The 24,876-nt window shown below is 67.1% G+C and carries 27 protein-coding genes; 10 read left to right on the top strand and 17 right to left on the bottom strand.

Features of this window, described 5'->3' with window-relative positions:
* Nucleotides 1-69 precede the first annotated feature (69 nt).
* From IHE57_RS13920 to IHE57_RS13890, 7 genes are all read right to left on the bottom strand, one after another.
* A complete protein-coding gene (locus IHE57_RS13920) occupies nucleotides 70-1,254 on the bottom strand; it encodes a CaiB/BaiF CoA transferase family protein (RefSeq protein ID WP_209373969.1) in 1,185 nt (394 codons plus the stop codon).
* Nucleotides 1,251-2,204 (bottom strand): hydroxymethylglutaryl-CoA lyase, encoded by a 954-nt coding sequence (locus IHE57_RS13915; protein ID WP_209373967.1) that lies wholly within the window; start codon nucleotides 2,202-2,204, stop codon nucleotides 1,251-1,253. The genes IHE57_RS13920 and IHE57_RS13915 overlap by 4 nt, the downstream gene beginning before the upstream one ends.
* A 167-nt stretch (nucleotides 2,205-2,371) precedes the next feature.
* Nucleotides 2,372-3,652: a CaiB/BaiF CoA transferase family protein gene (locus IHE57_RS13910; RefSeq protein WP_209373965.1), complete on the bottom strand. Its 1,281-nt coding sequence runs from the start codon at nucleotides 3,650-3,652 to the stop codon at nucleotides 2,372-2,374.
* A gap of 126 nt (nucleotides 3,653-3,778) precedes the next feature.
* Nucleotides 3,779-4,306, bottom strand: a complete 528-nt coding sequence (locus IHE57_RS13905) for a helix-turn-helix domain-containing protein (RefSeq protein WP_209373963.1) — start codon at nucleotides 4,304-4,306, stop codon at nucleotides 3,779-3,781.
* 3 nt (nucleotides 4,307-4,309) lie between these two features.
* Nucleotides 4,310-5,161, bottom strand: a complete 852-nt coding sequence (locus IHE57_RS13900) for a fumarylacetoacetate hydrolase family protein (RefSeq protein WP_209373962.1) — start codon at nucleotides 5,159-5,161, stop codon at nucleotides 4,310-4,312.
* A gap of 159 nt (nucleotides 5,162-5,320) precedes the next feature.
* Nucleotides 5,321-6,232: a universal stress protein gene (locus IHE57_RS13895; protein ID WP_209373960.1), complete on the bottom strand. Its 912-nt coding sequence runs from the start codon at nucleotides 6,230-6,232 to the stop codon at nucleotides 5,321-5,323.
* Nucleotides 6,229-7,683, bottom strand: coding sequence for an APC family permease (locus tag IHE57_RS13890; RefSeq protein ID WP_209373958.1), 1,455 nt, complete (start codon nucleotides 7,681-7,683; stop codon nucleotides 6,229-6,231). Before IHE57_RS13890 ends, IHE57_RS13895 begins: the two co-directional genes overlap by 4 nt.
* Before the next feature lie 212 nt (nucleotides 7,684-7,895).
* On the opposite strand from IHE57_RS13890, the gene IHE57_RS13885 reads away from it, so the two are divergent.
* Together IHE57_RS13885 and IHE57_RS13880 are read left to right on the top strand one after the other, a co-directional pair.
* A complete protein-coding gene (locus IHE57_RS13885; protein ID WP_209373956.1) occupies nucleotides 7,896-8,243 on the top strand; it encodes an ArsR/SmtB family transcription factor in 348 nt (115 codons plus the stop codon).
* A 1-nt stretch (nucleotide 8,244) separates the two neighbouring features.
* Nucleotides 8,245-8,739 (top strand): SRPBCC family protein, encoded by a 495-nt coding sequence (locus tag IHE57_RS13880; RefSeq protein ID WP_209373954.1) that lies wholly within the window; start codon nucleotides 8,245-8,247, stop codon nucleotides 8,737-8,739.
* Between the two features lie 84 nt (nucleotides 8,740-8,823).
* Here IHE57_RS13880 and IHE57_RS13875 read toward each other — a convergent pair whose 3' ends face one another.
* Together IHE57_RS13875 and IHE57_RS13870 are read right to left on the bottom strand one after the other, a co-directional pair.
* Entirely contained in the window at nucleotides 8,824-9,564 is a 741-nt protein-coding gene (locus IHE57_RS13875; RefSeq protein WP_209373952.1) for a GntR family transcriptional regulator, read from the bottom strand.
* Between the two features lie 2 nt (nucleotides 9,565-9,566).
* Nucleotides 9,567-11,372 (bottom strand): gamma-glutamyltransferase family protein, encoded by a 1,806-nt coding sequence (locus tag IHE57_RS13870; RefSeq protein ID WP_209373950.1) that lies wholly within the window; start codon nucleotides 11,370-11,372, stop codon nucleotides 9,567-9,569.
* Nucleotides 11,373-11,607: 235 nt separating this feature from the next.
* Here IHE57_RS13870 and IHE57_RS13865 point away from each other — a divergent pair, with 235 nt between their 5' ends.
* A complete protein-coding gene (locus IHE57_RS13865) occupies nucleotides 11,608-12,306 on the top strand; it encodes a YoaK family protein (protein WP_209373948.1) in 699 nt (232 codons plus the stop codon).
* Nucleotides 12,307-12,364: 58 nt separating this feature from the next.
* Here IHE57_RS13865 and IHE57_RS13860 read toward each other — a convergent pair whose 3' ends face one another.
* Entirely contained in the window at nucleotides 12,365-13,585 is a 1,221-nt protein-coding gene (locus IHE57_RS13860) for a M20 metallopeptidase family protein (RefSeq protein WP_209373946.1), read from the bottom strand.
* An 84-nt stretch (nucleotides 13,586-13,669) separates the two neighbouring features.
* A complete protein-coding gene (locus IHE57_RS13855) occupies nucleotides 13,670-14,026 on the bottom strand; it encodes a VOC family protein (RefSeq protein WP_209373944.1) in 357 nt (118 codons plus the stop codon).
* Between the two features lie 239 nt (nucleotides 14,027-14,265).
* On the opposite strand from IHE57_RS13855, the gene IHE57_RS13850 reads away from it, so the two are divergent.
* The 7 genes from IHE57_RS13850 to IHE57_RS13820 all read left to right on the top strand — a co-directional run bounded on the left by IHE57_RS13850 (nucleotide 14,266) and on the right by IHE57_RS13820 (nucleotide 20,173).
* Nucleotides 14,266-15,075, top strand: a complete 810-nt coding sequence (locus IHE57_RS13850) for a SurA N-terminal domain-containing protein (protein ID WP_366933968.1) — start codon at nucleotides 14,266-14,268, stop codon at nucleotides 15,073-15,075.
* Nucleotides 15,076-15,264: 189 nt separating this feature from the next.
* Complete coding sequence (locus tag IHE57_RS13845; RefSeq protein ID WP_209373942.1) at nucleotides 15,265-16,632, top strand: L-lactate MFS transporter; 1,368 nt, start codon at nucleotides 15,265-15,267, stop codon at nucleotides 16,630-16,632.
* Between the two features lie 16 nt (nucleotides 16,633-16,648).
* On the top strand, nucleotides 16,649-16,819 hold the full coding sequence (locus IHE57_RS13840; RefSeq protein WP_209373940.1) for a hypothetical protein: 171 nt from the start codon (nucleotides 16,649-16,651) through the stop codon (nucleotides 16,817-16,819).
* 304 nt (nucleotides 16,820-17,123) lie between these two features.
* Nucleotides 17,124-17,561, top strand: coding sequence for a MarR family transcriptional regulator (locus IHE57_RS13835; RefSeq protein WP_209373938.1), 438 nt, complete (start codon nucleotides 17,124-17,126; stop codon nucleotides 17,559-17,561).
* Nucleotides 17,562-17,815: 254 nt separating this feature from the next.
* Entirely contained in the window at nucleotides 17,816-18,301 is a 486-nt protein-coding gene (locus tag IHE57_RS13830; protein WP_209373936.1) for a hypothetical protein, read from the top strand.
* A gap of 63 nt (nucleotides 18,302-18,364) precedes the next feature.
* Nucleotides 18,365-19,297, top strand: a complete 933-nt coding sequence (locus tag IHE57_RS16795) for a S1C family serine protease (RefSeq protein ID WP_209373933.1) — start codon at nucleotides 18,365-18,367, stop codon at nucleotides 19,295-19,297.
* A 51-nt stretch (nucleotides 19,298-19,348) separates the two neighbouring features.
* Nucleotides 19,349-20,173, top strand: a complete 825-nt coding sequence (locus tag IHE57_RS13820) for a TVP38/TMEM64 family protein (protein WP_209373931.1) — start codon at nucleotides 19,349-19,351, stop codon at nucleotides 20,171-20,173.
* Nucleotides 20,174-20,195: 22 nt separating this feature from the next.
* On the opposite strand, the gene IHE57_RS13815 is transcribed toward IHE57_RS13820, so the two are convergent.
* The 6 genes from IHE57_RS13815 to paaC form a co-directional block, all read right to left on the bottom strand.
* Nucleotides 20,196-20,972, bottom strand: coding sequence for an enoyl-CoA hydratase/isomerase family protein (locus IHE57_RS13815; RefSeq protein ID WP_209373929.1), 777 nt, complete (start codon nucleotides 20,970-20,972; stop codon nucleotides 20,196-20,198).
* Nucleotides 20,973-21,037: 65 nt separating this feature from the next.
* On the bottom strand, nucleotides 21,038-21,898 hold the full coding sequence (locus tag IHE57_RS13810; protein ID WP_209373927.1) for a 3-hydroxyacyl-CoA dehydrogenase family protein: 861 nt from the start codon (nucleotides 21,896-21,898) through the stop codon (nucleotides 21,038-21,040).
* The gene (locus IHE57_RS13805) at nucleotides 21,895-22,125 is read right to left on the bottom strand and encodes a hypothetical protein (RefSeq protein ID WP_253720303.1); all 231 of its coding nucleotides are present in this window, start codon (nucleotides 22,123-22,125) and stop codon (nucleotides 21,895-21,897) included. The genes IHE57_RS13810 and IHE57_RS13805 overlap by 4 nt, the downstream gene beginning before the upstream one ends.
* A gap of 129 nt (nucleotides 22,126-22,254) precedes the next feature.
* Nucleotides 22,255-23,346 (bottom strand): 1,2-phenylacetyl-CoA epoxidase subunit PaaE, encoded by a 1,092-nt coding sequence (gene paaE, locus IHE57_RS13800; RefSeq protein ID WP_209373925.1) that lies wholly within the window; start codon nucleotides 23,344-23,346, stop codon nucleotides 22,255-22,257.
* Nucleotides 23,346-23,885: a 1,2-phenylacetyl-CoA epoxidase subunit PaaD gene (gene paaD / locus IHE57_RS13795; RefSeq protein ID WP_209374062.1), complete on the bottom strand. Its 540-nt coding sequence runs from the start codon at nucleotides 23,883-23,885 to the stop codon at nucleotides 23,346-23,348. The genes paaE and paaD overlap by 1 nt, the downstream gene beginning before the upstream one ends.
* Nucleotides 23,879-24,874, bottom strand: a complete 996-nt coding sequence (gene paaC / locus IHE57_RS13790; protein ID WP_209373915.1) for a 1,2-phenylacetyl-CoA epoxidase subunit PaaC — start codon at nucleotides 24,872-24,874, stop codon at nucleotides 23,879-23,881. The genes paaD and paaC overlap by 7 nt, the downstream gene beginning before the upstream one ends.
* Nucleotides 24,875-24,876 lie beyond the last annotated feature (2 nt).

Here is a 24,876-nt window from a genome sequence, read left to right as displayed (position 1 = left end):
GTGGTGCAGGGTGCTGCGGTGGTGCTGAGTGTTGCGGTGTCGCTGAGTCTTCTGGCCTCGCCGGCTCGTTCAGCTGTCGTGGGGACGCTGCCGCCCTGGCGACGGCGGCCCGTTCGGCACCGCGGAGCCGTCCCGGTAGTGCCCGTTGTGGCGGCCGGGTTCGGGCACATCGCTGCGCAGGCCGAGCCGCCGGCCGTCGAAGGTCAGCGGCAGCAGCGGCACGTCGACCTCGCCCCCGGTCGGCAGACCGGTCGACGCCAGTGCCCCGGAGGCCACGAGGTGCGGGTCGGAGGTGAGGTCGGCCGGGGTGTTGACCGGCGCGACCGGCAGTCCGCGGCGGGTGCACTTCTCCTCGATCTCGGCCAGCGTCAGTTCCGACAGCGCCGTCTGGAGTTCGCGGTGGATGCGTTCGCGTTGGTCCACTCGGCCCTGATTGGTCAGGAAGTCCGGATCGGCGGCGAGTCCGCTCAGCCCGAATTCCTCGCACAGGTCGCGCCACTGACCATCGGAGACGGCGGCGACGAAGACCTGGTTGTCATCGGCGTCGCGGAAGATGTCGTACACGGCCCACGTCGCCTGCCGGGTCGGCATCGGCCGCGGCGGCTCACCGCTGATCTGCGCCTGGGCCATGTGGGTGCCGACGAGGAAGGCGTTGTTCTCGAACAGGGCGGAGTTGATGAGCTTGCCGCGTCCGGTGGTCTCACGGACCCGCAGCGCCGATTGGATGCCGATGACGCCGAACATGCCGCCCATGATGTCGTTGACGCTCGCGCCGGCGCGCAGCGGCTGCCCGGGCGGACCGGTCATATAGGCGAGCCCGCCGAGCATCTGCACGACCTCGTCGAGGGCCGCCCGGTTCCCGTACGGGCCGGGCAGGAAGCCCTTGAGCGAGCAGTAGATGAGCCGCGGATTGCGGGCCGAGAGCTCGGCGTACCCGTAGCCCATCGACTCCATCTTCCCGACGCGGAAGTTCTCCAGCAGGACGTCGGCGGAATCGATGAGTTCGAGGACCGTGTCACGGTCGTCCGCCTCGGCGATGTCGAGCTGGACGCTGTGCTTGTTGCGGTTGAACGCGGGGAACAGTCCCGAACCCGAGCCGGGCAGGTAGCGGGTCTTGTCCCCGGCCCCGCGCGGTTCGACCTTGATCACCTCGGCGCCGAGGTCGGCGAGGATCATCCCGCAGCTGGGGCCCATGACCATGTGCGAGAACTCGATGACGCGGATGCCCTCGAGCGGCAGCGGTTCCGTGCTCATGCGCTGTCCCTCGCCGAGGCGGGGGCGAAGCGGTCGTCGAAGGCCGCGGGGGTGGCGGGGATGTCCGACAGGCTCGAGGTCAGTCCGTGTCCGACGGCGGCGATGAGGGGCTCGCGCACCTCGGTCAGGGCCGCGACGTCGACGCCGGTGGCCACTCCTTCGCGGTGGAGGAGGTGGACGAGGTCGTCGGTGCCGATGTTGCCTGCCGCGCCCGGGGCGAAGGGGCAGCCGCCGAGCCCGCCCATGGCCGCGTCAAAGTTCGCGATCCCGAGGTCGAGGGCGGCGATGACATTGGCCATTCCGAAGTTATAGGTGTCGTGGAGGTGGAGATTGACCGGCCTGTCCGGGAAGGCCTCGCGCACGGCCTGAGTGTTCCGACGCACCAGGGAGGGGCTGGCGTTGCCGATGGTGTCGGCCACGCCGATGCCGTGGGAGCCGGCCTCGACGAAGGGGCGGAGGACCTCGACGAGGTGGCCGGCGTCCGTGATGCCGTCGAAGGGGCAGATGAAGCTCACGGCGGTCGTGATGTCGAAGCGCAGCCCCTCGTCACGGGCATAGTCGGCGGCTGCCATGAGACGTTCGCTCGCCTCGGCGACGGAGGCGTCGGAGTTCGCCCGCGAGTGCCCCTCGGAGGCCGAGAGGACGAGTTTGATGTTCTTCGCTCCGGCGTCGACGGCCCGCTGGGCGCCCTTGAGGTTGAAGACGAGGGAGAAGAACTCGACCCCGTCGGCCTCGTGCGGCTGCAGACGGCGCAGGAGTTCGTCGGTGTCGGCCATCTGCGGGACCTTCTTCGGATTGACGAAGGACCCGACCTCGATCTGCTTCAGTCCCGCGGCGATGAGCTTCTCGGCAAGGACGACCTTGACGTCGGTGGGCACGAGCGTCTTCTCGATCTGCAGTCCGTCGCGCAGGGTGGTGTCGAGGATCTCGACTGTGTGGGGCCGGGACAATGGGACTCCTTCTCACATGCTCCCGAATAACGGGAAACTATTCAACTCCGTGCGACTGTGCGCGGGGCTGATCTCGTTATACAACGCGCTCTGCTCCCCGGCCAGGCTGTGTTCGCCATGTGAGAATGCTGGGAGAATTGCCCAGCAAAAGTCCCGTTCACCGGGACTCAGTCCTCGGTATTCGCCCCGCTCTCGTCATCGGCTGCCGTGCCCTCGCGGTGGAGGCCCAGCCAGTCGAGCACTTCCTCCGTGTGCTCGCCGAGGTCGGGCCCGAGGTGATCGATGGCGATGGATTCGCCACCGATGACCGGGGTGATCCCGGGGAAAGCGACGTCCTCGAGCACCTCCTCGCCGGTGGAGACGTCATGGTTCTGGATCATCCCGCGGGCGGCCAGCTGCTCATCGGCGACGAGGTCCTCGGCGGTGTAGATCGGCCCCGCGGGGACGCCGGCGTCCTCGAGGATCTCGACGACCTCGTCGACTTCGCGCTCGGCGCACCAGGCGCCGATCGCCTCGTCGAGCTCCTCCCGACGGTCCCAGCGTCCGGCGTTCGTCTGCAGTTCGGCATCCTCGGCGAGGTCGGGACGGTCGATGGCATTCATCAGCCGCCCGAAGATCCCGTCTCCGTTGCCGGCGATGACCACGGACTTCCCACCGGCGCAGAGGTAGCCGTTCGACGGCGCGATGCCCTCCATCCGTCCGCCGGTGCGGGTGCGGATCTCGCCAAAGGCCGAATAGTCGGGCACGAGAGACTCCATGACGGAGAACATCGCCTCGTTCAGCGCGACGTCGACGGTCCGCTCGGACAGCGGCCCCTCCCCTTCGAAGCTGTGAGCGGAGCCGACGACCGCCTCGGCGGCTCCGGCGATCTTCTGGCGCTGACGGTCGAAGAGCATCATCACGGCTCCGAAGGCGGCCTGCATGCCGGCGATCGAGTCGCCGATGGAGATGCCCACGCGCACGGGCGGGCGATCGGGGTCGCCGACGAGCTCGCGGAAGCCCGAGTATCCCTCGGCCACGGCGGCGAAGCCGGGACGCGCGGCCATCGGCCCGGTCTGGCCGAATGCGGAGATGCGGACGAGGACGAGCTCCGGATTGGCCTGCTCGAGGACATCCGGGCCCAGTCCCCACTTCTCCAGGGTGCCGGGACGGAAGTTCTCCAAGACGATGTCACTGCGGCGGACGAGTTCGATCACGGCCTCTCGCCCCTCCTCGGAGCGCAGGTCGAGCACGACGGACTTCTTGTTGCGATTGATCGTGCGGTAGAGCATCGAGGTGGTGCCGGCCTTGAGCCGCCAATTGCGGATCTCGTCCCCGGTTCCCGGGCGCTCGACTTTGATCACCTCGGCGCCGAAGTCGGCGAGCATCCGTCCGGCGGTGGGCGCGGCGATGTAGTTTCCGAGTTCGAGGACTCGCACACCGGTGAGGGGAAGTCGGTGCCTGCTCATAACGATGCTCCTAGTCGTGCGTGGTTCGGTTCTCCCATGGTGCCAGGTGTCGCCGGCTGCGGCGTGGATATCCGCCGTCGGAGCGTGAGCGGGGCGGCCGGCCTCTCCGGAGCGACCGGTGCTTGCCTATTGGGCGCCGGTCGAATGCGCAGAAGCCTTTCCCGCTGACTTCTCTGACTGCTCTGAGGAAGCCGAGTCGACCTCGGGAAGGAGGACGGTGGCGAGGCTGAAGCGCCTCTGCCCTTCTCGTCTCGGCTCCAGATAGGGCGCGAGGAGGTCCATGAGTCCGGACTGCAGCGCCGGAAGCTCCTCAGGATCGATGTAGAGCGGAGCGCGGGTGAAGCCGAGCAGCCCTCGGTCCTCCCGGCCGCTCTCATCGAGGAGACGTTCGAAGTCGGACGACAGACTGGTGAGGAAGCCGAGGAACGCCGAACGCAGCTGGACGTCATCCATCGCATCGAGGCCCTCGTGGTCGACATGCGCCAGCCGCTCCCCCAGGCCCAGGGTCCGTTCGACCGCTCCCCGCACCTTCCTTTCGTCGACGACGGTGAGGACCTGGGCCTCCAGAAGCGCCGAGATGTGCCGGTAGCAGCGGCGCCGAGCGACGGCCCCCCGCCGATATGCCGATGAGGGCCGCGCAGCCTCGGCGCCCATACTTCACTGCGTGACGGTGACGACCTGTCGCTGGCGACCGAGCCCCTCGACCTCGATCTCGACGACGTCGCCGTCGGCCAGATAGGGGAACCGGCCGGACAGTGCCACTCCCTGCGGTGTGCCGGTGAGGATGACGTCACCCGGCTCGAACGCCATCGCCTGGCTGAGCTGGTGGATGATGTCCCCGACGGAGAAGATGAGGTCGCTGGTCGACGAATCCTGTCGGACCTCACCGTTGACCCAGCTGCGCAGGCGCAGCGAACGGGAGTCCACCTCGGCGGCGGGCCTGATCGACGGGCCCAAGGGAGTGAAGCCGGGCAGGTTCTTGCCCTTCGACCACTGCCCGCCGGACTCCTCGATCTGCAGGCGGCGTTCGGACAGGTCGTTGGCCAGCACGAAGCCGGCGACATGATCGAGCGCGTCCTCCGCCGAGGCGACCCGGTAGGCCCGTGTGCCGATGACCACTCCCAGCTCGACCTCCCAGTCGGCCTTCGCAGCCTCGGGCGGCAGCTCGATCGGATCCGTGGGCCCGGCGATGGTCGAGGGCATCTTGAAGAAGATGACGGGACGCTCGGGAGGTGCGGCCCCGGCCTCTGCCGCGTGCTCGGCATAGTTCATGCCCACGCACACGATCGACGAGGGACGAGTCAGCGGTGCGCCGATGCGCAGATCGTCGGCACCGTCGAGGGGCGTGAGCTCACCGGCCTCGAGGGCCGCAGTGATCTGTTCGACTCCGCCGGCTGCGAAGAACTTCGGATCGATGTCGGCAGTCAGCGGGCGCAGATCGAAGCAGACATCGTCGACGCGGACGGCGGGAATCTCCTGGCCGATCGGCCCCAGGCGCTGCAGTTCCATATGGTTCCTCTCGTTCGGTTCAGCCACTTCGTTGTGACCACCGACCACGGTAGCGTCGTCCCGAATCGCAGACTGGAACTGTTCAAGTATTGGACATGAGAGTGCGGCTGCCCGCCACGCAAGGGCCTGGTTCTCGCGGCGAGCCGCCCCTCCCACATCTCACCTGCCGCGCATATAGCTCTCCTTCGCGCGCCGGGGCACGACGACGACCGGCACAGGCGAGTTCTGGAGGATCCGCATCGCGTGGCTTCCCAGCGACACGCGCTTGAGCGCGCCCAGCCCCGATGAGCCGAGCATCATCACCTCGGGGTGCTTCCACTCCACGGCGTTGAGCGCCGCCGACCAGTCCGGCCCGGTGCCCACAGCGACATCCGTCTCACCTGGTCTGATGTCGAGCTGGTCGATCGAGCACAGGATCTTGTCCGTGTGCTCTCTCACGACCTCGGCCCACTCATCGACGACGTGCGATTCCGCATTCAGCCCGATGCTCGCCGCGGACAGCACGCGCGGCCTCGGGGCGAAGGACACGATCCGGAAGGGCACATCGGACTCCGCGGAGACCATGGCGGCTCCGACGATGAGCCCCGCCGAGGTGGAGGAGCCGCTGTAGGCCGCACTGATCCGCTGCAGTTTCGCGCCCGCCTCGGCGCGGTAGCCGGCCGGGGCGAGCGCCACGGGCAGTTCCGCACTGTGGAGCAGCCCGTTCGACACCGAGCCCAGAGCGATCCGGCCGTACCTCCCGTCGGCGGCCGGACCGACGACGAGGCGGTGTGCTCCGACGCTCTCGCTGACCTCCAGCAGTCCGCGCCTCGAGGAGCCGGCACCGCGGACGAGGTAGTCGGCCTCGATATCGGAAGGCACGAGATCTCGCGCCTGGTCGAGGGTCGCCTCGGCGATTCTGCGGATGTGCGCCTGGTATTCGGCGTCGATCTTGTCTCGGCTCGGCGGCCAGGCGGTCGAGCTGATCGCGGCCACTGTCAGGGTCTTCCGGTAGGTGCGGGCCATGACGATGCCGAGTTCCACTGCGGCGCTGTTGTCCTGGCCGGGCGCGGCTCCGACGACGATGGTCATGATCGACCTCCAGCGGGATCATTGGGTTCCTGAAGGGCGGGACCCGCCTCGGCGAGCTGCTTGCCGAGGACGGACGATTTGCGGCCGAAGACGAAGTAGAGCCCGAGGATGATGGCGGTCCAGATGACGAAGACGACGATCGTGATGACCTGCAGGCTGGAGATGATCCAGAAGCAGCCGATGATCGACAGCACCGGCAGCACCGGGTAGAAGGGAACCTTGAAGCCGCGTTCGAGGTTCGGTTCGCGCACGCGGAGGATGATCACGGCCAGGGAGACGACGACGAAGGCGACGAGGGTGCCGATCGAGGTCATCTCGGCGAGGAAGTTCAGGGGGATGAAACCGGCGAGGACTGCGATGACCACGGTGACGACGATCGTGCCCTTGACCGGGGTGAGCGTGCGGGGATTGACGTCGCGGAACAGCTTGGGCATCATGCCGTCTCCTGCCATGGTGAACAGGATGCGGGACTGGCCGTAGATCGACACGAGGGTGACGGAGAAGATCGAGATCACAGCACCGGCGGCAACGACGGTGCCCGGCCACTGGGAGCCGACGATGGCCTCGAGGATCGCCGAGAGACCGGCAGTCTGGCCTTCGAACTCTTCCCAGGGCTGGGCGGAGAGCGCGGCGACGGCGACGAGGACGTAGACGGAGGTGACGATGATGAGGGCGGCGATGAGGGCCCTGGGCATCGTCTTCTTCGGGTTCTTCGTCTCATCTCCGGCTGTCGCGACCGCGTCCATGCCGACGTAGCTGAAGAAGATCAGTCCCGAGCCGGCGACGACGCCGGAGATGCCGAAGGGGGCGAAGTCGGAGAAGTTGTCGGTGTTCCAGCCGGTCACGCCGACGCAGATGAAGAAGACGAGGACGCCGATCTTCAGGCAGACCATGATGGCGTTGACAACGATGGATTCGCCGGTGCCGCGCACCAGCAGGAAGCAGCACATCGCGAGCAGGATGATCGCCGGGAGGTTGACGATGCCGCCCTCTTCGGGCGCATAGGCCAGGGCGTGCGGGATCTGGAAGCCGAAGAGGTTGTACAGCAGCTGGTTGACGTACTGCGACCAGCCGACCGCGACCGCCGCTCCGGCCACGCCGTATTCGAGGAGCAGGCAGGCGGCGACTCCCATAGCGGGAAGCTCGCCGAGGGTGGCATAGGCGTAGGAGTAGGACGATCCGGAGACGGGGACGGAGCCGGCGAGCTCGGCATAGCAGATGACAGCGAGGCCGGCGACGACTCCGGCGATGACGAAAGACCAGATCACAGCAGGCCCGGCCACCGGCACGGATTCGGAGAGGATGAAGAAGATTCCGGTGCCGATGGTCGAGCCGACGCCGACCATCGTGAGTGAGAACAGGCCGATCGTGCGCTTGAGGTCGGTCTCGACGTCTTCCTTCTGCCGTGGGACCGGCTTGATTCGGAACAGCTGCTGTCGCAGGTTGGGCATCATCTTCTCCAGACATCGTTGTCGGTGCGGCGAAACTGGTCGTTTTGACTGTACGTCAGGTTCGCTTGCTCGGCGAATGGGCGCGAACAAAAATCGGCGCGGCGGGGAACGTTCGAGAACTTTATTCAACCAAACGGTTGACTATCTGCGGGTGCGAGATCTAGGCTATCTTTCAACCCAATGGTTGAATAATAGTTTTCCCAGGAGGCTCAATGGCCGATCAGCTCTCCAAGGTCTTCACAGCCCTGTCCGACCCCACGCGCCGGGACATCGTCGCTCGGCTCAGCGTCGCCGATGCGACGGTCAACGAGCTCGCTGAACCCTATGACGTGAGCGTGCAGGCCGTGTCGAAGCACCTCAAGGTCCTCGAGGACTCCGGCCTCGTCACTCGCACCCGTGAGGCCCAGCGCAGACCGGTCCACCTCGAAGACAACGTCTTCGATCTCATGACGAAATGGATCGACAGATACAGGCAGCAGGCGGAGCAGCGCTACCAGCGCCTCGACGCCGTCCTCGAACAGATGGACGAGGACGAACCCACATCACGCGAAGGAGCATGACATGACCACCACAGACACCGCCGACTACTCGACGCTCAAACTCGACGTCCCCGAGGGCGTGCAGACGGTAACGATCACCCGCGATTTCGCGGCCGGCCCGGACAAGGTCTTCCGTGCCCACGTGGACCCGGAGCTCTTCGTCAAGTGGTGCGGGCCGGATACGATCACGAACACGATCCGCGAATGGAATCCGACGACCGGCGGCAACTGGAGCTACGTCGCATCCGACGACAACGGCGAATACGGATTCTTCGGTTCGTTCCACGAGGTGCGGGAGAACGAGCGCATCGTCCAGACCTTCACCTTCGAAGGCTTCCCCGATGCCGTCAATCTCGAGATCCTCACTCTGACCGCCCTCGGCGACGGGCGGACCCGACTGACCTCGACCTCGGCCTTCGATTCGCTCGAGTCCCGCGACGGCATGGTCGCCTCGAGGATGGAGCATGGAATCGTCGAGGGCTACAACAAGCTCGATCGGCTGCTGGCCGACGGCTGACGGTCGCTGAATCCGTCCAGGGCTCGATGTCTCCACCCTCCATCTGATGGCGCCCCGATATCTGCTCGAGGTATCAGGGCGCCCTCAGGTGGCGTGAGGGCGTTCGGCCATCATCGCGAAGTAGGAATCGCGGCTGCGGCGGACGTGCCGGGCCATCACCTCGGCGGCTTCGGCCTGCTGTCCGGCGTCGATGGCCGCGATGATCTCCCGATGCTCGGGCCAGGCTTGGGGGCCGCGCCGAGTGACATTGAGTGAGTACAGCCATTCGATCTTGCCCGAGATCTGACGCAGCAGGCTGATGAACGACAGACTCCCGCTGAGTTCGGCGACGGCGAAGTGGAAGCGCATGTTGAGCACGGCGAGTTCCTCGTAGCGTTCCTGCCCGATGACGATGTCACCGGCGTCGAGGATGTCGCTGATCTCCTTGCGCTGGGCGCGCCAGCCAGGGCCGGGCGCTTCACCGGCGATGAGTTCGGAGGCACGCTTGGCCGCCCGCTTCGCCGTCGCCGCTTCGAGGACCGTCCGGATCTCGAACAGGTCCTCGGCGTCCTCGACCGGCGACGGAGCGACGATCGAACCACTGTACTTGCGGGACTCGACGAGTCCTTCGGCTTCGAGCGAGCGCAGGGCCTCCCGGATCGGTATCCGGGAGACCTCGTACCGTTCGGCCAGAGCGACCTCCCGCAGCTTGGTCCCGGGCTCGATCCTGCCCTGGATGATGTCGCTGCGAATCCGAGAGCTCACATCGATCCGCCCCGCAGCCGCGCCGGGCTCGGGTCCGCGAGTCCGACCGACCTCTCGCGCTCTCTCCTGAGAACCGCTCATCGTCATCTCCCCGCCGCATAGCCTTGTGCCCCACGCGGGTTCGCTCCCGCGCTCAGCCGCCCGGTCTCGGGGTCGCGTGTCACGCACGACAGTCGGCCGAGCTCCCATTCCCCCGCCCGAGTCACGACATGCCCGCGGGAGATGAGCCCGTTGATCACGTCCTCGCCGAGGCGGTCTTCGACGACGGCCCCGCCCGGGACCCAGGCGCGCGGCCAGAACGATCCCGCCAACGATGTGGTGTGCAGAGCGGGTGCATCAATGGCCTCCTGTGCTCGAAAACCGCCGACGAGCAGCCGCAGGATCAGCAGCAGCTGCCACTGCTCCTGCTGGTCGCCTCCCGGCGAGCCGAGCGCGATGACCGGCTGTCCGTCCTTGGAGATCAGGGTCGGCGTCAGGGTTGTCCGCGGACGTCGGCCCGGCCGCAGAGCCGAGGGAGCCGCCTCGTCGAGCCACATCATCTGCAGGCGCGTGCCGAGGCCGAAACCGAGTTCGGGAACGGTCGGCGAGGACTGCAGCCAGCCTCCGGAGGGAGTCGCCGAGATCATGTTGCCCCAACGGTCCACCACATCGAGGTGGCAAGTATCGCCGTTGTTGACGCCATTCTTCTGCACCGTCGGCTCGCCGATGCCGGCCCTGCTCAACGCCTCCTTGTCCGCACCTTCGGGGGCCAGCGGCGTGGCGAAGACCGGTGCCGCACCCGTGCGATCGGCACCGGGACGGAATTCGGGTGAGGCCGCCTCGGTGATGAGCTCCCGCCGAGTGGCCGCGTAGTCGTCGCTGAGCAGCCAGTCGAGGTCAACGTCCGCGTCGCCGTAGTAGGCGTCGCGATCGGCCATAGCGAGCTTGAGTGCCTCGATGATCGTGTGCGCTCCGATCTCCGTCGACGGGTCAAGTCGTTCGTCGTCGAATCCTTCGAGGATCTTCAATGTCTGCAGCAGTGCCGGGCCCTGACCCCAGGCACCGATCTTCGCGATCGAGTATCCGCGGAAATCGATGGTGACAGGCTCTTCGAAGCCCGCCTCGAAGCCGGAGATGTCCTCGACGGTCATCACACCGGCGTGATCGCCTCCGGTCGAATGCCGATGCGCAGTGGTGACGAATTCCGCGATCGCCTGGGCGACGAATCCCGATTTCCACTCCTGCCGTGCCGCTCGGATCCGCTCAGCGCGGGTGCCTTCGCCCTCACCTGCGGCGATGAGGCGGCGCAGAACCTCGGCGTAGGGACGGTTGAAAACCAGATCGCCGGCGGCGGGCGGACTGCCTTCGGGCATCCATTGAGCGGCCGAGCTCGGCCAGTGCTCGGTGAACAGCTCACTGACCTTCGCGATCGTGCCAGCTGCCCGAGCGAGGATCGGATGCCCGTTGTCGGCATAGTCGATGGCGAACTCGAGAACCTCGGCCAGTTCCCAGGTGCCATGGTGTTCGAGCAGGCCGAGCCAGGAATCGACGGCCCCAGGGACCGCCGCGGCGAGCGCGCCCGCTCCGGGCACCATGTCGAGTCCTTCGCTGCGATAGTGCTCGATCGTCGCGGCCGCGGGAGCCGGGCCCTGGCCCATCATCACCTGCGGCCGCGAGGGATCCTCTGCGGTGGCGAAGATTCCGGTCATATCGCCGCCCGGGCCGTTGAGATGGGGCTCGACCACATGGAGGAGGAAGGCGCCGGCGACGGCCGCGTCGAAGGCGTTCCCGCCACGCTCGAGCACCGCTTGGGATGCCGCCGTGGCCAGCCAGTGCGTCGAGGCGGCCATCCCGAAGTGCCCCTCGAGCGTGGGCCGCGTGGTGAAGACGGGAGGCGGGGTGAATGACATGGGACAGCATCCTTCGGCAACAGTGTCTCGGGCGATCACGCGGGAGGTCTTTCGCACGGGCAGAACCGGCGTGCAGAATCGACTGTACCTGCGCGTTGACAATTATCACTTTATTGCATACAAACTAGTCATTCATTAGCATTTTGTATACAAAATAATGCTTCTTCTGTGTTCTCTGCGCTCGCTCAGCAATCGACAGCGTCGCCGGGAGCCTCAGTCCGACGAAAGGGAGCCGATGACACGTCGACTCGACCTGGCCATGCTGCTGTTGCTGACCTTCTCGACCGGCATGGTCGACGCCATCGGCTACCTCGGCTTCGACAAGGTCTTCACCGGGAACATGACCGGCAACGTCGTCATCCTCGGCATGGGCCTGGCCGGCGCCGACGGCGTTCCCGTCCTCAGGCCTGCTCTCGCTCTCGTCTTCTTCATGATCGGCGCCGCCCTGTCCGGCCGGATCCTCGGTGACATCGGCGAGGCCTGGCAGAGCCGGACGACGCTGATCTTCGCGATCGTGGCCGTCGGCTGTGCCGGGCTTTCCCTGTACGTTGGTCTGATGCCCGACCCCGAGGTCGGCCTCGCCGGCACGGTCTTCACCTCGGCGCTCTCGGCGCTCATGGGTGCGCAGGCGGCCGCTGCTCGGAAGATGAAGATCGCCGATGTCACCACCGTGGTCGTGACCTCGACGATCGTCGGACTGGCCTCCGACTCCCGTCTGGCCGGCGGTGACAGCGCCCGATGGGTCCGACGCCTGCTCGCCGTCATCCTCATCCTCATCGGAGCGCTGGCCGGCGCAGCGACGCTCATGCTAAATCAATGGATCGGCATCGCCTTCGTCGCCGTCGCGATCGCGGTTGCCACCGTCATCGGTCACCGCGGCGCAAAGAGGAGAGCCCTCGCCGAGGCGGCCGGAACCGTCCCCTCGAACGCCTGAGGGCCCGGTTCGGCCCCGGACTGCGTCGAGCCGGCCTCACCTCACCGCGCCCCTCGCCTCACCCCGCCTCGTCGGCCAGCCGCGCGAACGCCAGGTGCGCCAGCGCCGCGGACTGATCGCCGAGCAGACCGTCGTCGAACTGCACGCGCGGCGAGTGGTTCGTCTCCGCCGCCGGGTCGATGCCCTCCGGAGTCGCGCCGAGGAATACGAACGTCCCCGGCACCTTCTCGAGCACATAGGAGAAGTCCTCGGAGCCCATCCGCGGATGCTCGGCCTCGACGACCCTCCCCTCACCGAAGACCTCGCCGAGGCGGCCGAGCACCGTCGCCGTCTCGCCGGGATTGTTCACGGTCACGGGGAAGCCCACCTGGAAATCCACCTCGGCGGTGCAGCGATGCGCACGGGCGATGTTCTCCGCGACCTCGTGCACTCTCTCCTGCAGCAGTGTCAGTGAGTCGGCGGAGAGGAAGCGGATGGAGGCGGCGAGCTTCGCCGAGTCCGGGATGACATTGCTCGCCTGGGAGCCTTCGAGCTGGGTGACGGAGACGACGATGGGGTCGAAGATGCTGAAGGACCGAGTCGTCATCGTGTTCAGCGCCAGCGCGATCTCGGCGATCGCGGGCACTGGGTCGCGGGTCGACTGCGGCTGGGAGCTGTGCCCGCCGGCGCCGTGGATCGTGAGGTTGAGATCGGCGAATCCGGCCATGAGCGGCCCGCCCCTGGTCGTGAAGCGACCGCGCTCATCGGCCTCGACGTGGATCCCGTACGCGGCGACGACCGGCACGCCGGCGGCGTCGAGGACGCCCTCGGCGATCATCGGCTCGGCACCGCCCTCGACCTCCTCGGCGGGCTGGAACATGAAGATGATCGATCCGGGCAGCTCGTCCCTGTGCGCGGCGAGCAGGCGGGCGGCTCCGACGAGACCCGCGGTGTGCATGTCGTGCCCGCAGGCGTGCATGTTCCCGTTCGTCGAGGCGAAGTCGAGGCCCGTCTCCTCCTCCACCGGCAGCGCGTCCATGTCACCGCGGAGCAGGACTGCGGGGCCAGGCTTCCCACCCCGGAGCACCGCCACCACCGAAGTGAGGCTCTTGCCCGTCGTGATCTCGAGTCCGAGGCCGGCGAGCTCGTCGAGCACGGCCTTCTGCGTGCGCGGCAGGTCGAAGCCGAGCTCAGGATCGGCGTGCAGTTTCCGGCGCAGGGCGATGAGATCGCCGAGGTGGCTCTGCGCTTCGGTGCGGAAATCGGGAATGGGCGCTGATGCTGCTGCGGAACTGGACACAGGTGCTCCTTCTGGCCGGACGGTCTGTGACTCCGACTCTACTGAGAAACAGTGGCCCACGTGAGACCTGTGCGGAGCACCTCCTCAGGCGGTGCCGAACATGACCTTCCGGCCGTCGGGGTCCTCGACGGTGACGACGACCTCGTCGACGTCGACGAGCGGGGTGCCCGCATGACGGATCCGCTCGAGGAACTCCGCCTGGTCGGGGATCCGGAAGTACAGGTGCGTGAGGTTCGACTCGGCAACCGGCGGGAAGGTGTAGTCGGCGAACGCCTCGGCGCCGTGGAGGGCGATCTGCACACCGTCGAGTTCGAACACGAAGTACGTGTAGTCCTCGTCGCCCGCAGCCTCGAGCGGAAGGCCCGCGATCTCGCGATAGAAGGCGGCGGTCGCCTCGGCGTCGGTGCAGGTGAGGAACACCCCGCGAAACGTCGATTCCATGATCGGCTCCTTTCGCTCCAGGCCTCACGGATGTGTGTCCGCGGCCGCCCCGTCCGGTAGCTGAAGTGTACCCGCCGAGGCGTCTCGTGGTCAGCCCCGACCGGCCCGAGTCGGGCCGCGACGAGGCGCGGCACCGGCCGACCGCAGGAGCCCTTGCCAAGAGACACACATATTCCACACATTCTTCGGTGAATCGTCGCTGTTAATCTGGCAGGCTGAATCCGAGAGCAGGAGTGATTGTGCGAACCAACCGGTGGTTGCTGGGCCTGGCCATGTCCGTCTCCGTCGTGGCGCTGGCCGCGTGCGGAAGCCAGGGCGACGACGCGAAACCGCAGGAGTCCTCGGCCGCAGCCGAGCAGTCCCCCGGTGCTGACTCCGCTGGGCAGGGCCAGAAGGATCAACAGGGCCAACAGGGCCAGCAGGGGAAACCGAACACGAAGGACATCCCTGAGGTCGTCGCCGAAGTCAACGGCGAGAAGATCACGAAGGACGATTTCGTCCCCCTCTTCGAGACTCAGTACCAGCAGATGCAGATGCAGGCTCAGCAGTCGGGCCAGCCGGTCGATGAGAAGGGCCTGAAGAAGCAGACGGCCGAGAACCTCGTGAGCACCGAGGTGCTCACCCAGGAGGCCGATAAGCGCAAGATCTCGGTCTCGGACAAGGACATCGACAAGGCCCTCAAGGAGTCCGCGAAGTCGGGGCAGATGAGCGAGAAGGACTTCTTGTCCGCCATGAAGGACCAGGGCATGGATGAGAAGAAGGTCCGCTCGGAGCTGAAGAACCAGCTGAAGATCGAAGGCCTCATCGATGACGAGTACGGTGAGTTCGAGGTCAGCGGCGAAGAGATCGGCCAGGCCTATGAGAAGGCGAAGGCCCAGCAGGAGCAGATGGCCCAGCAGGGCGGACAGGGTCAGGCCCCCGAGGTTCCCTCGATCGATGAGATGCGCCCCCAGCTCAAGGAGCAGGTGAAGAGCGAGAAGTCGAACAAGGCGACCCAGAAGTATGCGAAGAAGCTGCGCAAGCAGGCCGACGTCACGATCAACCTCTGAGGCGGTCGCGGGCCGCACTTCCCGCTGAACGGGAATCTCGAGACACTTCTGCAGGAATTGCTGAGCATTCCTCGAAAAATCCTTGGGTGAGCCCTACCCTTGAGGGGAACAGGAGCGCGATACGTCCGCGCTCCGTCCACTCTCCGCTGTCGACGTCGACGCGGATTCCATAGCGAAAAAGGACTTCCCGTGGCTTCCATTCTCACGCGCTCGGCAATCGTCGCGCCGAAGGACTTCAACCGGTGGCTGATCCCACCGGCGGCTTTGGCCATCCACCTGTGCATCGGACAGGTCTATGCCTTCAGCGTGTTCAAGATCCCATTCATGTCGCACTTCGACGCCGGTGAGGTCTCGATCGGCTGGATCTTCTCGATCGCGATCCTCATGCTCGGCATCTCCTCCGCCGTGTTCGGCCCCTGGGTGGAGAAGAACGGGCCGCGCGCCTCGATGGTCGCGGCAGGCGCCTGCTGGGTGATCGGCTTCTTCATCGCCGCCCTCGGCATCGTGGCCGGTCAGCTGTGGCTGGTCTACCTCGGCTACGGCGTCATCGGCGGGATCGGTCTGGGCATCGGCTACATCTCGCCGGTGTCGACGCTGATGAAATGGTTCCCGGACCGTCCCGGCCTGGCCACGGGCCTGGCGATCATGGGCTTCGGCGGCGGTGCTCTCATCGCCAGTCCGATGTCGAACCAGCTGATGAACCTCTACGGCGGCGGTGCCGAACCCGAGAACCTCGTCGCGGGCCTGACCCCGACCTTCATCACCCTCGGCATCGTCTACGCCGTGGTCATCGCCGCCGGTGCCTTCGTCATCCGCGTCCCGCACCCCGAATGGGCGCCGAAGGGCGACCCTGCGCAGGCGACCTCGAAGCCGATGCAGACGACTGGCAATGTGTCCGTACGCAACGCGATCAGGACCCCGCAGTTCTGGCTGCTGTGGGTCGCCCTCTTCCTCAACGTCACCGCCGGAATCGGCATCCTCGAGAACGCTGCCCCGATGATCCAGGCCTACTTCGGCATCACCGCCGCGGCGGCCGCCGGCTTCGTCGGTCTGCTCTCGATCGGCAATATGGGCGGCCGCTTCATCTGGTCGACGACCTCGGACTACCTGGGCCGGAAGAACAACTACATGCTCTACCTCGGCGGCGGCGCGGTCCTCTACCTCCTCGTCGCCTTCTTCGGCGGCGGCTCGATCATCCTCTTCGTCCTGGCCACCCTCATCATCATCTCCTTCTACGGCGGCGGCTTCTCCACGGTTCCCGCCTACCTCAAGGATCTCTTCGGCGTCTATCAGGTCGGAGCCATCCACGGTGCGCTGCTGACGGCATGGTCGGCGGCGGGCGTGGCCGGGCCGCTCATCGTCAACTCCGTCGTCGAGGCCGGCGAAGCCGCCGGCAAGACCGGTCCTGCGCTCTACACGCCCGGGATGTTCATCATGATCGGCGCCCTGGTCATCGGGCTCATCGCCAATGCGCTGATCCGCCCGGTCAGCGAGAAGCACTTCGAACGCGAAGAGGACGTCGCGGCCCGACAGGCCGCCGCCCTCGAAGAGAACTGAAGGAAGAGCTGAGCTCATGAACGACTCCACCCCCATCGCCCACGTTCCCGATTCCGGTTCCCCGCAGTCTCCCGTCGGAGGTGCCTACAAGACCATCGGCACGACTCTGACCGTCGTCGTGGTCGGCGGCCTCGTCTGGGGACTGGCACTGACCGTGATCAAGGCCGTCGCGATCTTCACCGCCTGACCCTCGCCGAGGCTGCCCTGACCCGGTCGCCCATCGTCTTCGTAGCGGGAGATCTCCGATTTCCGGTAGAACCGACAGGGATCGGTCTTTTGCAATCGTTCCCGACGGGCTGAGATTCGACCGGCCGTAATCCGAGCGGACGTGGACCGACCGGCCGCGGTCTGACGTGCTGCCAACTGACAGGCCGCAGATAATCGTCGAATGACCCCTGCCCTCGATTATCTTAAATGCTCAATTTACTCCTATGGATCTCGCTCATGAGCTTCACGACCTGGTCCGCGCACTCGACAGGCGGGCGGAGCAAATGCTCCGTCCCGAGGGAATGACCTACAACCAGTACGTCGCTCTCGTCACCCTCGGTCAGCTCCCCAGCATCACCGGGCGCACCCTCTCGAAGTCGCTCGGCGTCACCGAGGCGGCAGGGTCCGGAATTGTCAAGGCGCTGCTCGCCGACGACCTCATCACCAACGGTGCGACTCCGGGATCCGGCAATCGGCGGGAACTGCACCTCACCTCGGCGGGGGAGGACAAGAGCGCGCACTGCGCACGCCTGCTCGGACACTCCCTCGACGACAATGCCCGCGCGATCGGCATCGACCCGAGCTCGCTGGCCTCCGCGATCCGCGACCTCCACGCCATCGGCCGCCTCCATTACCTCCTGGCCGTTGCGTGGTTCACGATCAGCTATGCCTGCATGGGCAATTTCACCAGGCTCTTCACTCCGCATTTACGTTGGCTCTGAGTGGACGTTATAGGTCGCGCTAACGTCCAAAGACTAGCCAAGAACCGCGCACCGGATTCCACCCAAATAAGGTGAGATTCTCGGCTCGACATTCGATCTGAGATGACGCGTTGAGAGCCGTCACCCGATGTGTACTCGTACCCCGTCCTCAAAAGTCGAAGCTTGGCTCCAGCTGCGCCACAGCTGGGCCACAGCGTACGGATGCTCAATAGGAATCACAGAGAACTTCCGCAGAACGGAGAAAGGCACAGACCATGAACGAGTCGAGGCGCACGAGGTCAGCACACACGGCGACCGGCGCTGGGTACAACGGTGAGAACCCATTCGGCACCGAGACGACGGCGAGCGCCGTCACCCGATCCCGCCCACGCAGGCGTCGACTCGCCCTTGCCGTCACCGGAGCAGCGGCTGCCCTCGCACTGAGCGTCGGAACGCCCGCGGGCCTGCCGGCCGCCGCAGTGTCCCACGCCCACACGGTCGCGGCCGGGACCACCGAGGCAGCCGCCCCCTTCACCGGACAGCCGACCGACCCCAGCCAGGGCAGCAGCGGACAGGGTGGCACCGGACAGGGCGGCAGCGAGTCGCCGAACCTCGGCCAGGGCGGCACCGGACAGGGCAGCGGCACCCAGGGCGGTGACTCCGGCGGTACGACACCGGGCACGACACCCGGAAGCGGCAACGGCAGCCTCGGCGGAGGAACCACCCCCGGCGGCGGCGCACAGTCCCCCGACACCGGTTAGGGAGACAACGGCTCGACCCAGCAGGAGGCCACAGCGGCCAGTGCGAAGGAGTCCACCGGCGTCGTGCTCATCGACACCGAACTCGGCTATGAGAAGGCCGAGGCGGCCGGCACCGGAATCGTGCTGAGCAAGGACGGACTCGTTCTGACGAACAACCACGTCATCGCCGATTCCACGAAGATCGCCGTCACCGTGACCACGACCGGCAAGACCTACACTGCGAGCGTCGTCGGCTCGGATTCGACCGAGGATGTGGCTGTGCTCCAGCTCGAGGACGCTGAGGACCTGCAGCCGGCCACGATCGACGACGACACCGTCGACGTCGGTGACGACGTCACCGCCGTCGGCAACTCCGAGGGCGGCGGTCGCCTCATGGCCGCCGACGGAACGGTCACCGACCTCGGCGCCTCCGTGACCAAGACGGCCAAGGGCACCGAGGACTCGGAGACCCTGGACGGGATGATCGAGGTCCAGGCCGATATCGTCTCCGGCGACTCGGGTGGGGCCCTGCTCGATGACGAGGGCGAGGTCGTGGGCATGGACACCGCCGCTTCCTCGGGCACCGCGGTGGTCACCGGCTTCGCCATCCCCATCGAGGCGGCGCTGACCACGGCCGATGCGATCATCGACGGAGAGCAGACGAGCACGAACACCCTCGGCTACCCGGCCTTCCTCGGCATCGGCGTCAGCCAGTCCGGTCAGGCGGACCAGTCCGGCCAATCGGGTCAGTCGCGCCAGTCCGGGCAGCCCGGTTCCGCAGCCACCGAGGGTGCGGTCGTCGCCGGAGTCTACGAAGACACTCCCGCCGCCGAGGTGGGGCTTGCCGCCGGGGACACGATCACCGCGATCGGGTCGACCCCGATCACCGACGGCAACTCACTGTCCGAAGCCATATCGAACCACGAACCCGGCGATACTGTGTCCCTGACCTGGACGGACGACTCCGGTCAGAGTCACACCGCGGAGGTCACGCTGACCGAGGGTCCCGCCGCCTGATCCGATCCGACGGTTTGCCGTCGTGCCCGGGAGCCGACGTAGGATCGATCCATGCCCGGACACGATGACGCCTCGACGCCGGAGCGGACGCCCCGCTCCGGCGATTCTCGTGCCCCCGCAGCCCGCTCCGGCAGCTCCCGTCTCGACTGGTCGACGATCCTGCGCAATATCGCCCTCGCCCTGCTCCTGCTGGCCGGCGTGTGGGCGGTCTTCAACGTCCGCCTGCCCTCCATCGACGTGCTCCAGAGCGACATCGCGGCCGCCGGCTTCTGGGGCTTCGGCGTCTTCATCATCATCTACGCGGTCGTCGCCGCCACTCCGATCCCGGTGACGATCATGGCCACTGCCGGCGGACTCGTCTTCGGTCTGCCCTTCGGCACCCTGCTGTCGATGATCGGCGTCGTCCTCGGCTGCTGGGGCGGATACTGGATTGCCCGGGCGCTGGGCCGGGACACGGTGCTGCGGCTGCTCGGCTCCCATGCCGAATCCGTCGAGTCCAGGCTCACCGGCGGCGGCTTCTACGCGGTGTGCGCTTTGCGCCTCATGCCAGGATTCCCGTACTGGCCGGTGAACTACGGCAGCGGGGCACTGGGCGTGGACAATCGCACGTTCCTCAGCGCCACCCTCGTCTCCTCCCTGCCCGGGCAGCTGTCTCTGGTGGCAGTCGGGGCGTTCATCGGCGACCCGACGGTGCTCAACGCCATCGCCGTGGGCATCTCCTGGGCCCTGGTCATCGCGCTCACGATCGTCACAATGCGGCGCTGGAAGTCCGCGCGCACCAGCACCGAGGCGGACGGCGACCAGCCGCACGACAGCCAGGAGCCGAATGACGCCCAGGAGCCGGATGACGCCCCCGGAGATGCGACCGATCGCTGACTCCACCGGGCTCGGCTGAGGACTATTCGAAATTCGGTTTGCGGCGTTCCTGGAACGCTTTGAAACCCTCGGCGTAATCGGGGGTCTGCCGGGCCGACTCCTGCAGGGCGGCCTCCTCGGCGAGCACCTCGGACAGGCTCGGTCGATCGTCGGCGATCTTCTGCACGAAGCCCTTCTCCATGGCGAAGGCCTCGGCGGGTCCGGAGACGATCCTCTCGAGCTTCGACTCGACGAAGTCCGACAGGTCCGCAGCCGGAACCGCACGGGAGACGATCCCGGCGGCGGCTGCCTCGGCGCCGGTCATGAAGTCGCCGGTGACGATGAGGTCCATGGTCCGGTGGTAGCCGACCCTGTCGAGGAACACATGGTGCGCGCCGGAGTCGAGCATCGCGCCGATCGCGGCGAAGGGAGAGCCGAACTTCGCGTCGTCTGCGGCGAAGATGATGTCGGCGGCAGCGGCGACGCCGAAGCCGAGGCCCAGCGCAGCGCCCTGGACCTGGGCGATGACGGGGATCGGCAGGGCGCGGATCGCCTGGAAGACGGGGGCGAAGACCTCGGCCAGGAACGCGCGGGCGTCATCGGTGTCGACGTCGACGCCGCTGATGTCGCGGCCGGAGCAGAACACCTTGCCCTCACCGCGGATGAGCAGCACACGCACGTTCGGGATCGCCTCGGCGACCTTGGCCACGGCCGCGGCGATATCGCGGAGGTCGTCCGCGTCGAGGGCGTTGCGGGTCTCGGGTCCGTCGAGGACGATCTCGGCGATCCGGTCGCGGTTCCTCAGCTGGATCTCGGTCATGGATGCTCCTTTGCGTCTGGTCATGGCCGTCGGTCGCTCGCTCGCCTGGGTGGGCGAACGAGGTGTCACCAAGTGTAGAAGCCCTGGCCGGTCTTCCGGCCGAGTTCGCCGGCTTCGACCTTGTCGCGCAGGATCTGCGGAGGCGCGAAACGGTCGCCGAGCTCGGCGGCGAGGTGGTCGGCGATGCCCAAGCGCACGTCGAGGCCGACGATGTCCGTGGTCTGCAGCGGCCCCGCCGGGTGCCGGTAACCCAGAGTCATGGCCCGGTCGATGTCGGCAGGCTCGGCCACACCCTCTTCGACCATCCGCATCGCTTCGATGGCCAGGGCCACGCCGAGGCGGGAGGAGGCGAATCCGGGCGAGTCCCTGACCGTGATCGCCGTCTTGTCCAGTCCTGCCACCCACCCCTTGGCGACCTCGACGAGGCCGGGGTCGGTGTGGGTGCCGACGACGACCTCGACGAGTTCGGAGACGGGGACGGGATTGAAGAAATGGAGGCCGATCAGCGCCTGCGGCCGCGGCAGTGCGGCGGCGAGTTCGTCGATGGACAGCGCCGAGGTGTTCGTGCCGATGCTCGCGGCCGGAGCGTACTTCGCGATGCCGGCGAGGATCTCCTGTTTGAGTTCGACGTCCTCGGGCACGGCCTCGACGACGAGGAGGGCCTGATCCAGCAGGGTCGGGTCGCGGACGACCTCGACGGTTCCGGGGACCTCGATGCCCTTCGACGCCGATTTCTCGATCGAGGCATCGACGCGCTCGCGTGCGGCGGCCACGGTGTCCTCGGTGCTCTCGATGACGATGACGCGGGCGCCTGCGGTGGCGAAGGCATGGGCGATGCCCGCTCCCATCCGGCCGCCGCCGTAGACTCCGACGGTCTCGGGCACGCGCGGGGCCGCCGAGGTGCCGGCGGGTTCGGTCTCATTCATGCGATGTCGCCTTTCTCCGGGTCGGTCCCGGCCGTTCGGTCGGTGGTCCGACCCGTCTGTGCGGCCGACTCGGCGGCCTTCTTCGCCTTCTTGGCTTCGCGCTTGGAGAGGAAAGCGTCCATGCGGGCGAACTTCTCCTCGGTCTCGAACAGCACGGCCTGGGCCACATTATCAATCAGCGGGTGGACCTCGCGGGGAGCGTGGAAGGCCGATTTGCTCAGCCGCACCGCCAGGGACGCGAAGCTCGCGATCCGCTCGGCCAGAGCCTGACCTGCGACTTCGAGGGCGACCTTCGGTTCGGTTTCGAACTCGGCGCAGACGGCGTGGAGGGCTCGGGGCCCGGGGTTGTCGGCGGATCAGGAGTCGAAGTCGACCGTGACCTCGTCGCTGACGGGGAACGTCTGGCAGGTGAGGACGAAGTTCGCCTCGACCTCGGCGTCCTCGAGGGCGTAGTTGCGGACCATGTCGACCTCGCCGCCGCAGATCTTCGCCCGGCAGGTCCCGCACACTCCGCCCTTGCAGGCGAACGGCAGATCCGAGCGGGTCTCCTGCGCGGAGTCGAGGATCGTCTTGCCCTGCGACATCGCCGAGGTGGAGCGCTTTCCGTCGAGCACGACGGTGACCTCGCTGGTGGCTCCCTCGACGACCTTGTCCGCGTGGACGACCTCCGGCGGGGGCTCGTCGACGTAGAAGAGCTCGAAGTGGATCTTCTCCGGGGGCACGTCGAATTCGGCGAGGACGGCGCGGGCGTCGTTCAGCATGCCGAAAGGTCCGCACAGCCAGACATGGTCGAGGCTCTCGGTCCGCACCAGGGAGGACAGCAGCTGCCGCAGCTTGTCCTCGTCGAGACGGCCGGAGAAGAGTTCGACGTCGCGGGGCTCGCGGGAGAGCACGTGGATGAGGTCGAGCTGCTGGTTGCGGGCGTCCTTGAGGTCGGCGAGCTCCTCGGCGAACATCACGGTGTTCGTATGGCGGTTGCCGTAGAGCAGAGTGACCGAGGCCTCGGGGTTCGACAGCACAGTCTCAGCGATCGACAGCATCGGGGTGATACCCGAACCGGCCGCGATGCACAGGTGCCTGCCGCCGATCGAGGGATCGGCCCGGAAGCTGCCCGAGGGCGGCTGCACTTCGATGGTATCGCCGGGGCGCACCTCGTGGACGAGCCATTGGGAGAAGAGACCTTCGGGGATCTCGCGCACGCCGATGCGGGGATCGCTGCCTGCCGGGGCGCAGATCGAGTAGGTGCGGCGGTGCTCTTGACCGTCGATGCTGCGGCGCAGGGTCAGGGACTGGCCGGCGGCGAAGTCGAAGAGTTCGGCGTATTTGTCCGGCACGTCGAAGGTCACTGCCGCCGAGTCCTCGGTGAGGTGGTCGACCGACTTCACGGTCAGCGGGTAGAAGCTCGAGCGGGAAGCGGTTCCGGTCGAGGAGCTGATCGTCTCGGTCATCAGATCTCCTTCACGTGGTCAAACGGTTCGAGGCAGTCGAGGCACTGGTACATGGCCTTGCAGGTGGTCGGCCCGAATTCGGAGGACAGGTGCACGTTGTCCGAACCGCACAGGACGCAGGTGACCGCGCGGCGGGTGGGCATGAGGGTCAGCGCCACCGGCCCCTCACGGCGAGGCGCCTGTCCGGGTGGGGAGATGCCCGCGTCCTTGAGCGCCTTGCGCCCGGCCTCGGTGATCCAGTCGCTGGTCCAGGCCGGGGTCAGGGACACGCGGACCTCGGCATCGGGAAATCCCGCGTGCAGCAGTTCGCGCTGCAGATCATCGCGCATCGTCGCCATCGCCGGGCAGCCCGAATAGGTGGGGGTGATTGTGGTGATGACACGGCCGTCCTCGATGCTCACATCACGGAGCACGCCGAGGTCGACGAGCGTGAGCATCGGCATCTCCGGGTCCGTGACGCGACCGGCGGCGGCACGGGCACGATCGATCGCCTCGGTGCTGGTGGCGGGCTGCTGGGTGTCGAGCACGGCGGTCACCAGCGTCCCTCCGGATGTTCGCGGGCGACGACCTGCATATCGGCGAGCATCCTGCTCAGCGCCTCGGTGTGCAGCCCGTCGCGGCCCTTCCGCCCGTGCACGCCGACTCCGGCGAGGCCGCCCTTCTCGGGACGGTCGATGCCGGCGGCGGCGAAGACCTGGTCGATGATGACTCCGGCCTCGTCGGCCACCTCGGCGGGATCGACGCCGATGCCGGCGGCTGCGACGGCGGCCTCGGCCGGGTGAGTCTCGAAGAGCTCGGTCCACAGCGGCCACAGACCGTCGAGTGCGTTGAGCAGGCGGGCCCTCGACTCCTCGGTGCCGCGGGCAAGGGTGAGCACCCAGCGGCCGGCGAAGTCGCGGTGGTAGGACATCTCCTTGACGCCCTTGGCCGCGATCGCCGCGAGCACGGTGTCGCGGCTGTCCGCGAGTCGCTCGAAGATCGACAGGCGCCAGGTCGAGTAGATGAGGATCTTCGCGACCGCCTCGGCGAAGTCTCCGTTGGGGACCTCGGCCAGACGGACATTGCGGAACGCGAGGTCATTGCGGAAGTATGCGAGCCGGTCCTCATCGGGCACGGGCGAGCCTTCGGGCAGTTCGGGCACGAGGTTCGGGTCGGCGGCCGCCGCGCGGGCGAGCAGGAGCCGCGCCTGGCCGAGGAGGTCGAGGGCGATGTTCGCCAGGGCGATGTCCTCCTCGAGGTCCGGGGCGCCCGCACACCATTCGGTGATCCGCTGGGAGAAGACCAGGGCGTCGTCGCCGAGCATGAGGCAGTAGACGCCGAGGTCGGCCGCGTCGATGCCCTCGGGCACGGTGGTGTCGACGCCTGCCAGGGGATCCTCGAAGTCGGTGCCGAAGGCCCAGTTGGCGTCGTTGACGAGCAGGCCCGAGTAGGCGTTGTCGTGCGTGTCGTGCTCGACGTTGGTTCCGGCCTCGTCGTGGGCGACGTTGACGGTGGGCTCGCTGCCCGCCGGTGTGTGTTCGGTGGTCATGT

Origin of the sequence: Brevibacterium renqingii, assembly GCF_017808105.1 — a bacterium.
GTDB lineage: Bacteria > Actinomycetota > Actinomycetes > Actinomycetales > Brevibacteriaceae > Brevibacterium > Brevibacterium renqingii.
Note: the sequence above shows the minus strand (reverse complement) of the source record. Positions and strands in the feature narration are given on the sequence as shown.

Bases quoted from the DNA above. Each gene is read 5' to 3' on its own strand.
- IHE57_RS13840 (WP_209373940.1), top strand. From the start codon at position 16,649: ATGAACGACTCCACCCCCATCGCCCACGTTCCCGATTCCGGTTCCCCG.
- IHE57_RS13870 (WP_209373950.1), bottom strand. From the start codon at position 11,372: ATGTCATTCACCCCGCCTCCCGTCTTCACCACGCGGCCCACGCTCGAG.
- IHE57_RS13820 (WP_209373931.1), top strand. From the start codon at position 19,349: ATGCCCGGACACGATGACGCCTCGACGCCGGAGCGGACGCCCCGCTCC.
- IHE57_RS13885 (WP_209373956.1), top strand. From the start codon at position 7,896: ATGGCCGATCAGCTCTCCAAGGTCTTCACAGCCCTGTCCGACCCCACG.
- IHE57_RS13815 (WP_209373929.1), bottom strand. From the start codon at position 20,972: ATGACCGAGATCCAGCTGAGGAACCGCGACCGGATCGCCGAGATCGTC.
- IHE57_RS13880 (WP_209373954.1), top strand. From the start codon at position 8,245: ATGACCACCACAGACACCGCCGACTACTCGACGCTCAAACTCGACGTC.
- IHE57_RS13875 (WP_209373952.1), bottom strand. From the start codon at position 9,564: ATGAGCGGTTCTCAGGAGAGAGCGCGAGAGGTCGGTCGGACTCGCGGA.
- IHE57_RS13900 (WP_209373962.1), bottom strand. From the start codon at position 5,161: ATGGAACTGCAGCGCCTGGGGCCGATCGGCCAGGAGATTCCCGCCGTC.
- IHE57_RS13905 (WP_209373963.1), bottom strand. From the start codon at position 4,306: ATGGGCGCCGAGGCTGCGCGGCCCTCATCGGCATATCGGCGGGGGGCC.
- IHE57_RS13855 (WP_209373944.1), bottom strand. From the start codon at position 14,026: ATGGAATCGACGTTTCGCGGGGTGTTCCTCACCTGCACCGACGCCGAG.
- paaC (WP_209373915.1), bottom strand. From the start codon at position 24,874: ATGACCACCGAACACACACCGGCGGGCAGCGAGCCCACCGTCAACGTC.
- IHE57_RS13830 (WP_209373936.1), top strand. From the start codon at position 17,816: ATGAACGAGTCGAGGCGCACGAGGTCAGCACACACGGCGACCGGCGCT.
- IHE57_RS13810 (WP_209373927.1), bottom strand. From the start codon at position 21,898: ATGAATGAGACCGAACCCGCCGGCACCTCGGCGGCCCCGCGCGTGCCC.
- IHE57_RS13835 (WP_209373938.1), top strand. From the start codon at position 17,124: ATGCTCCGTCCCGAGGGAATGACCTACAACCAGTACGTCGCTCTCGTC.
- IHE57_RS13895 (WP_209373960.1), bottom strand. From the start codon at position 6,232: ATGACCATCGTCGTCGGAGCCGCGCCCGGCCAGGACAACAGCGCCGCA.
- IHE57_RS13920 (WP_209373969.1), bottom strand. From the start codon at position 1,254: ATGAGCACGGAACCGCTGCCGCTCGAGGGCATCCGCGTCATCGAGTTC.
- paaE (WP_209373925.1), bottom strand. From the start codon at position 23,346: ATGACCGAGACGATCAGCTCCTCGACCGGAACCGCTTCCCGCTCGAGC.
- IHE57_RS13890 (WP_209373958.1), bottom strand. From the start codon at position 7,683: ATGCCCAACCTGCGACAGCAGCTGTTCCGAATCAAGCCGGTCCCACGG.
- IHE57_RS13865 (WP_209373948.1), top strand. From the start codon at position 11,608: ATGACACGTCGACTCGACCTGGCCATGCTGCTGTTGCTGACCTTCTCG.
- IHE57_RS13910 (WP_209373965.1), bottom strand. From the start codon at position 3,652: ATGAGCAGGCACCGACTTCCCCTCACCGGTGTGCGAGTCCTCGAACTC.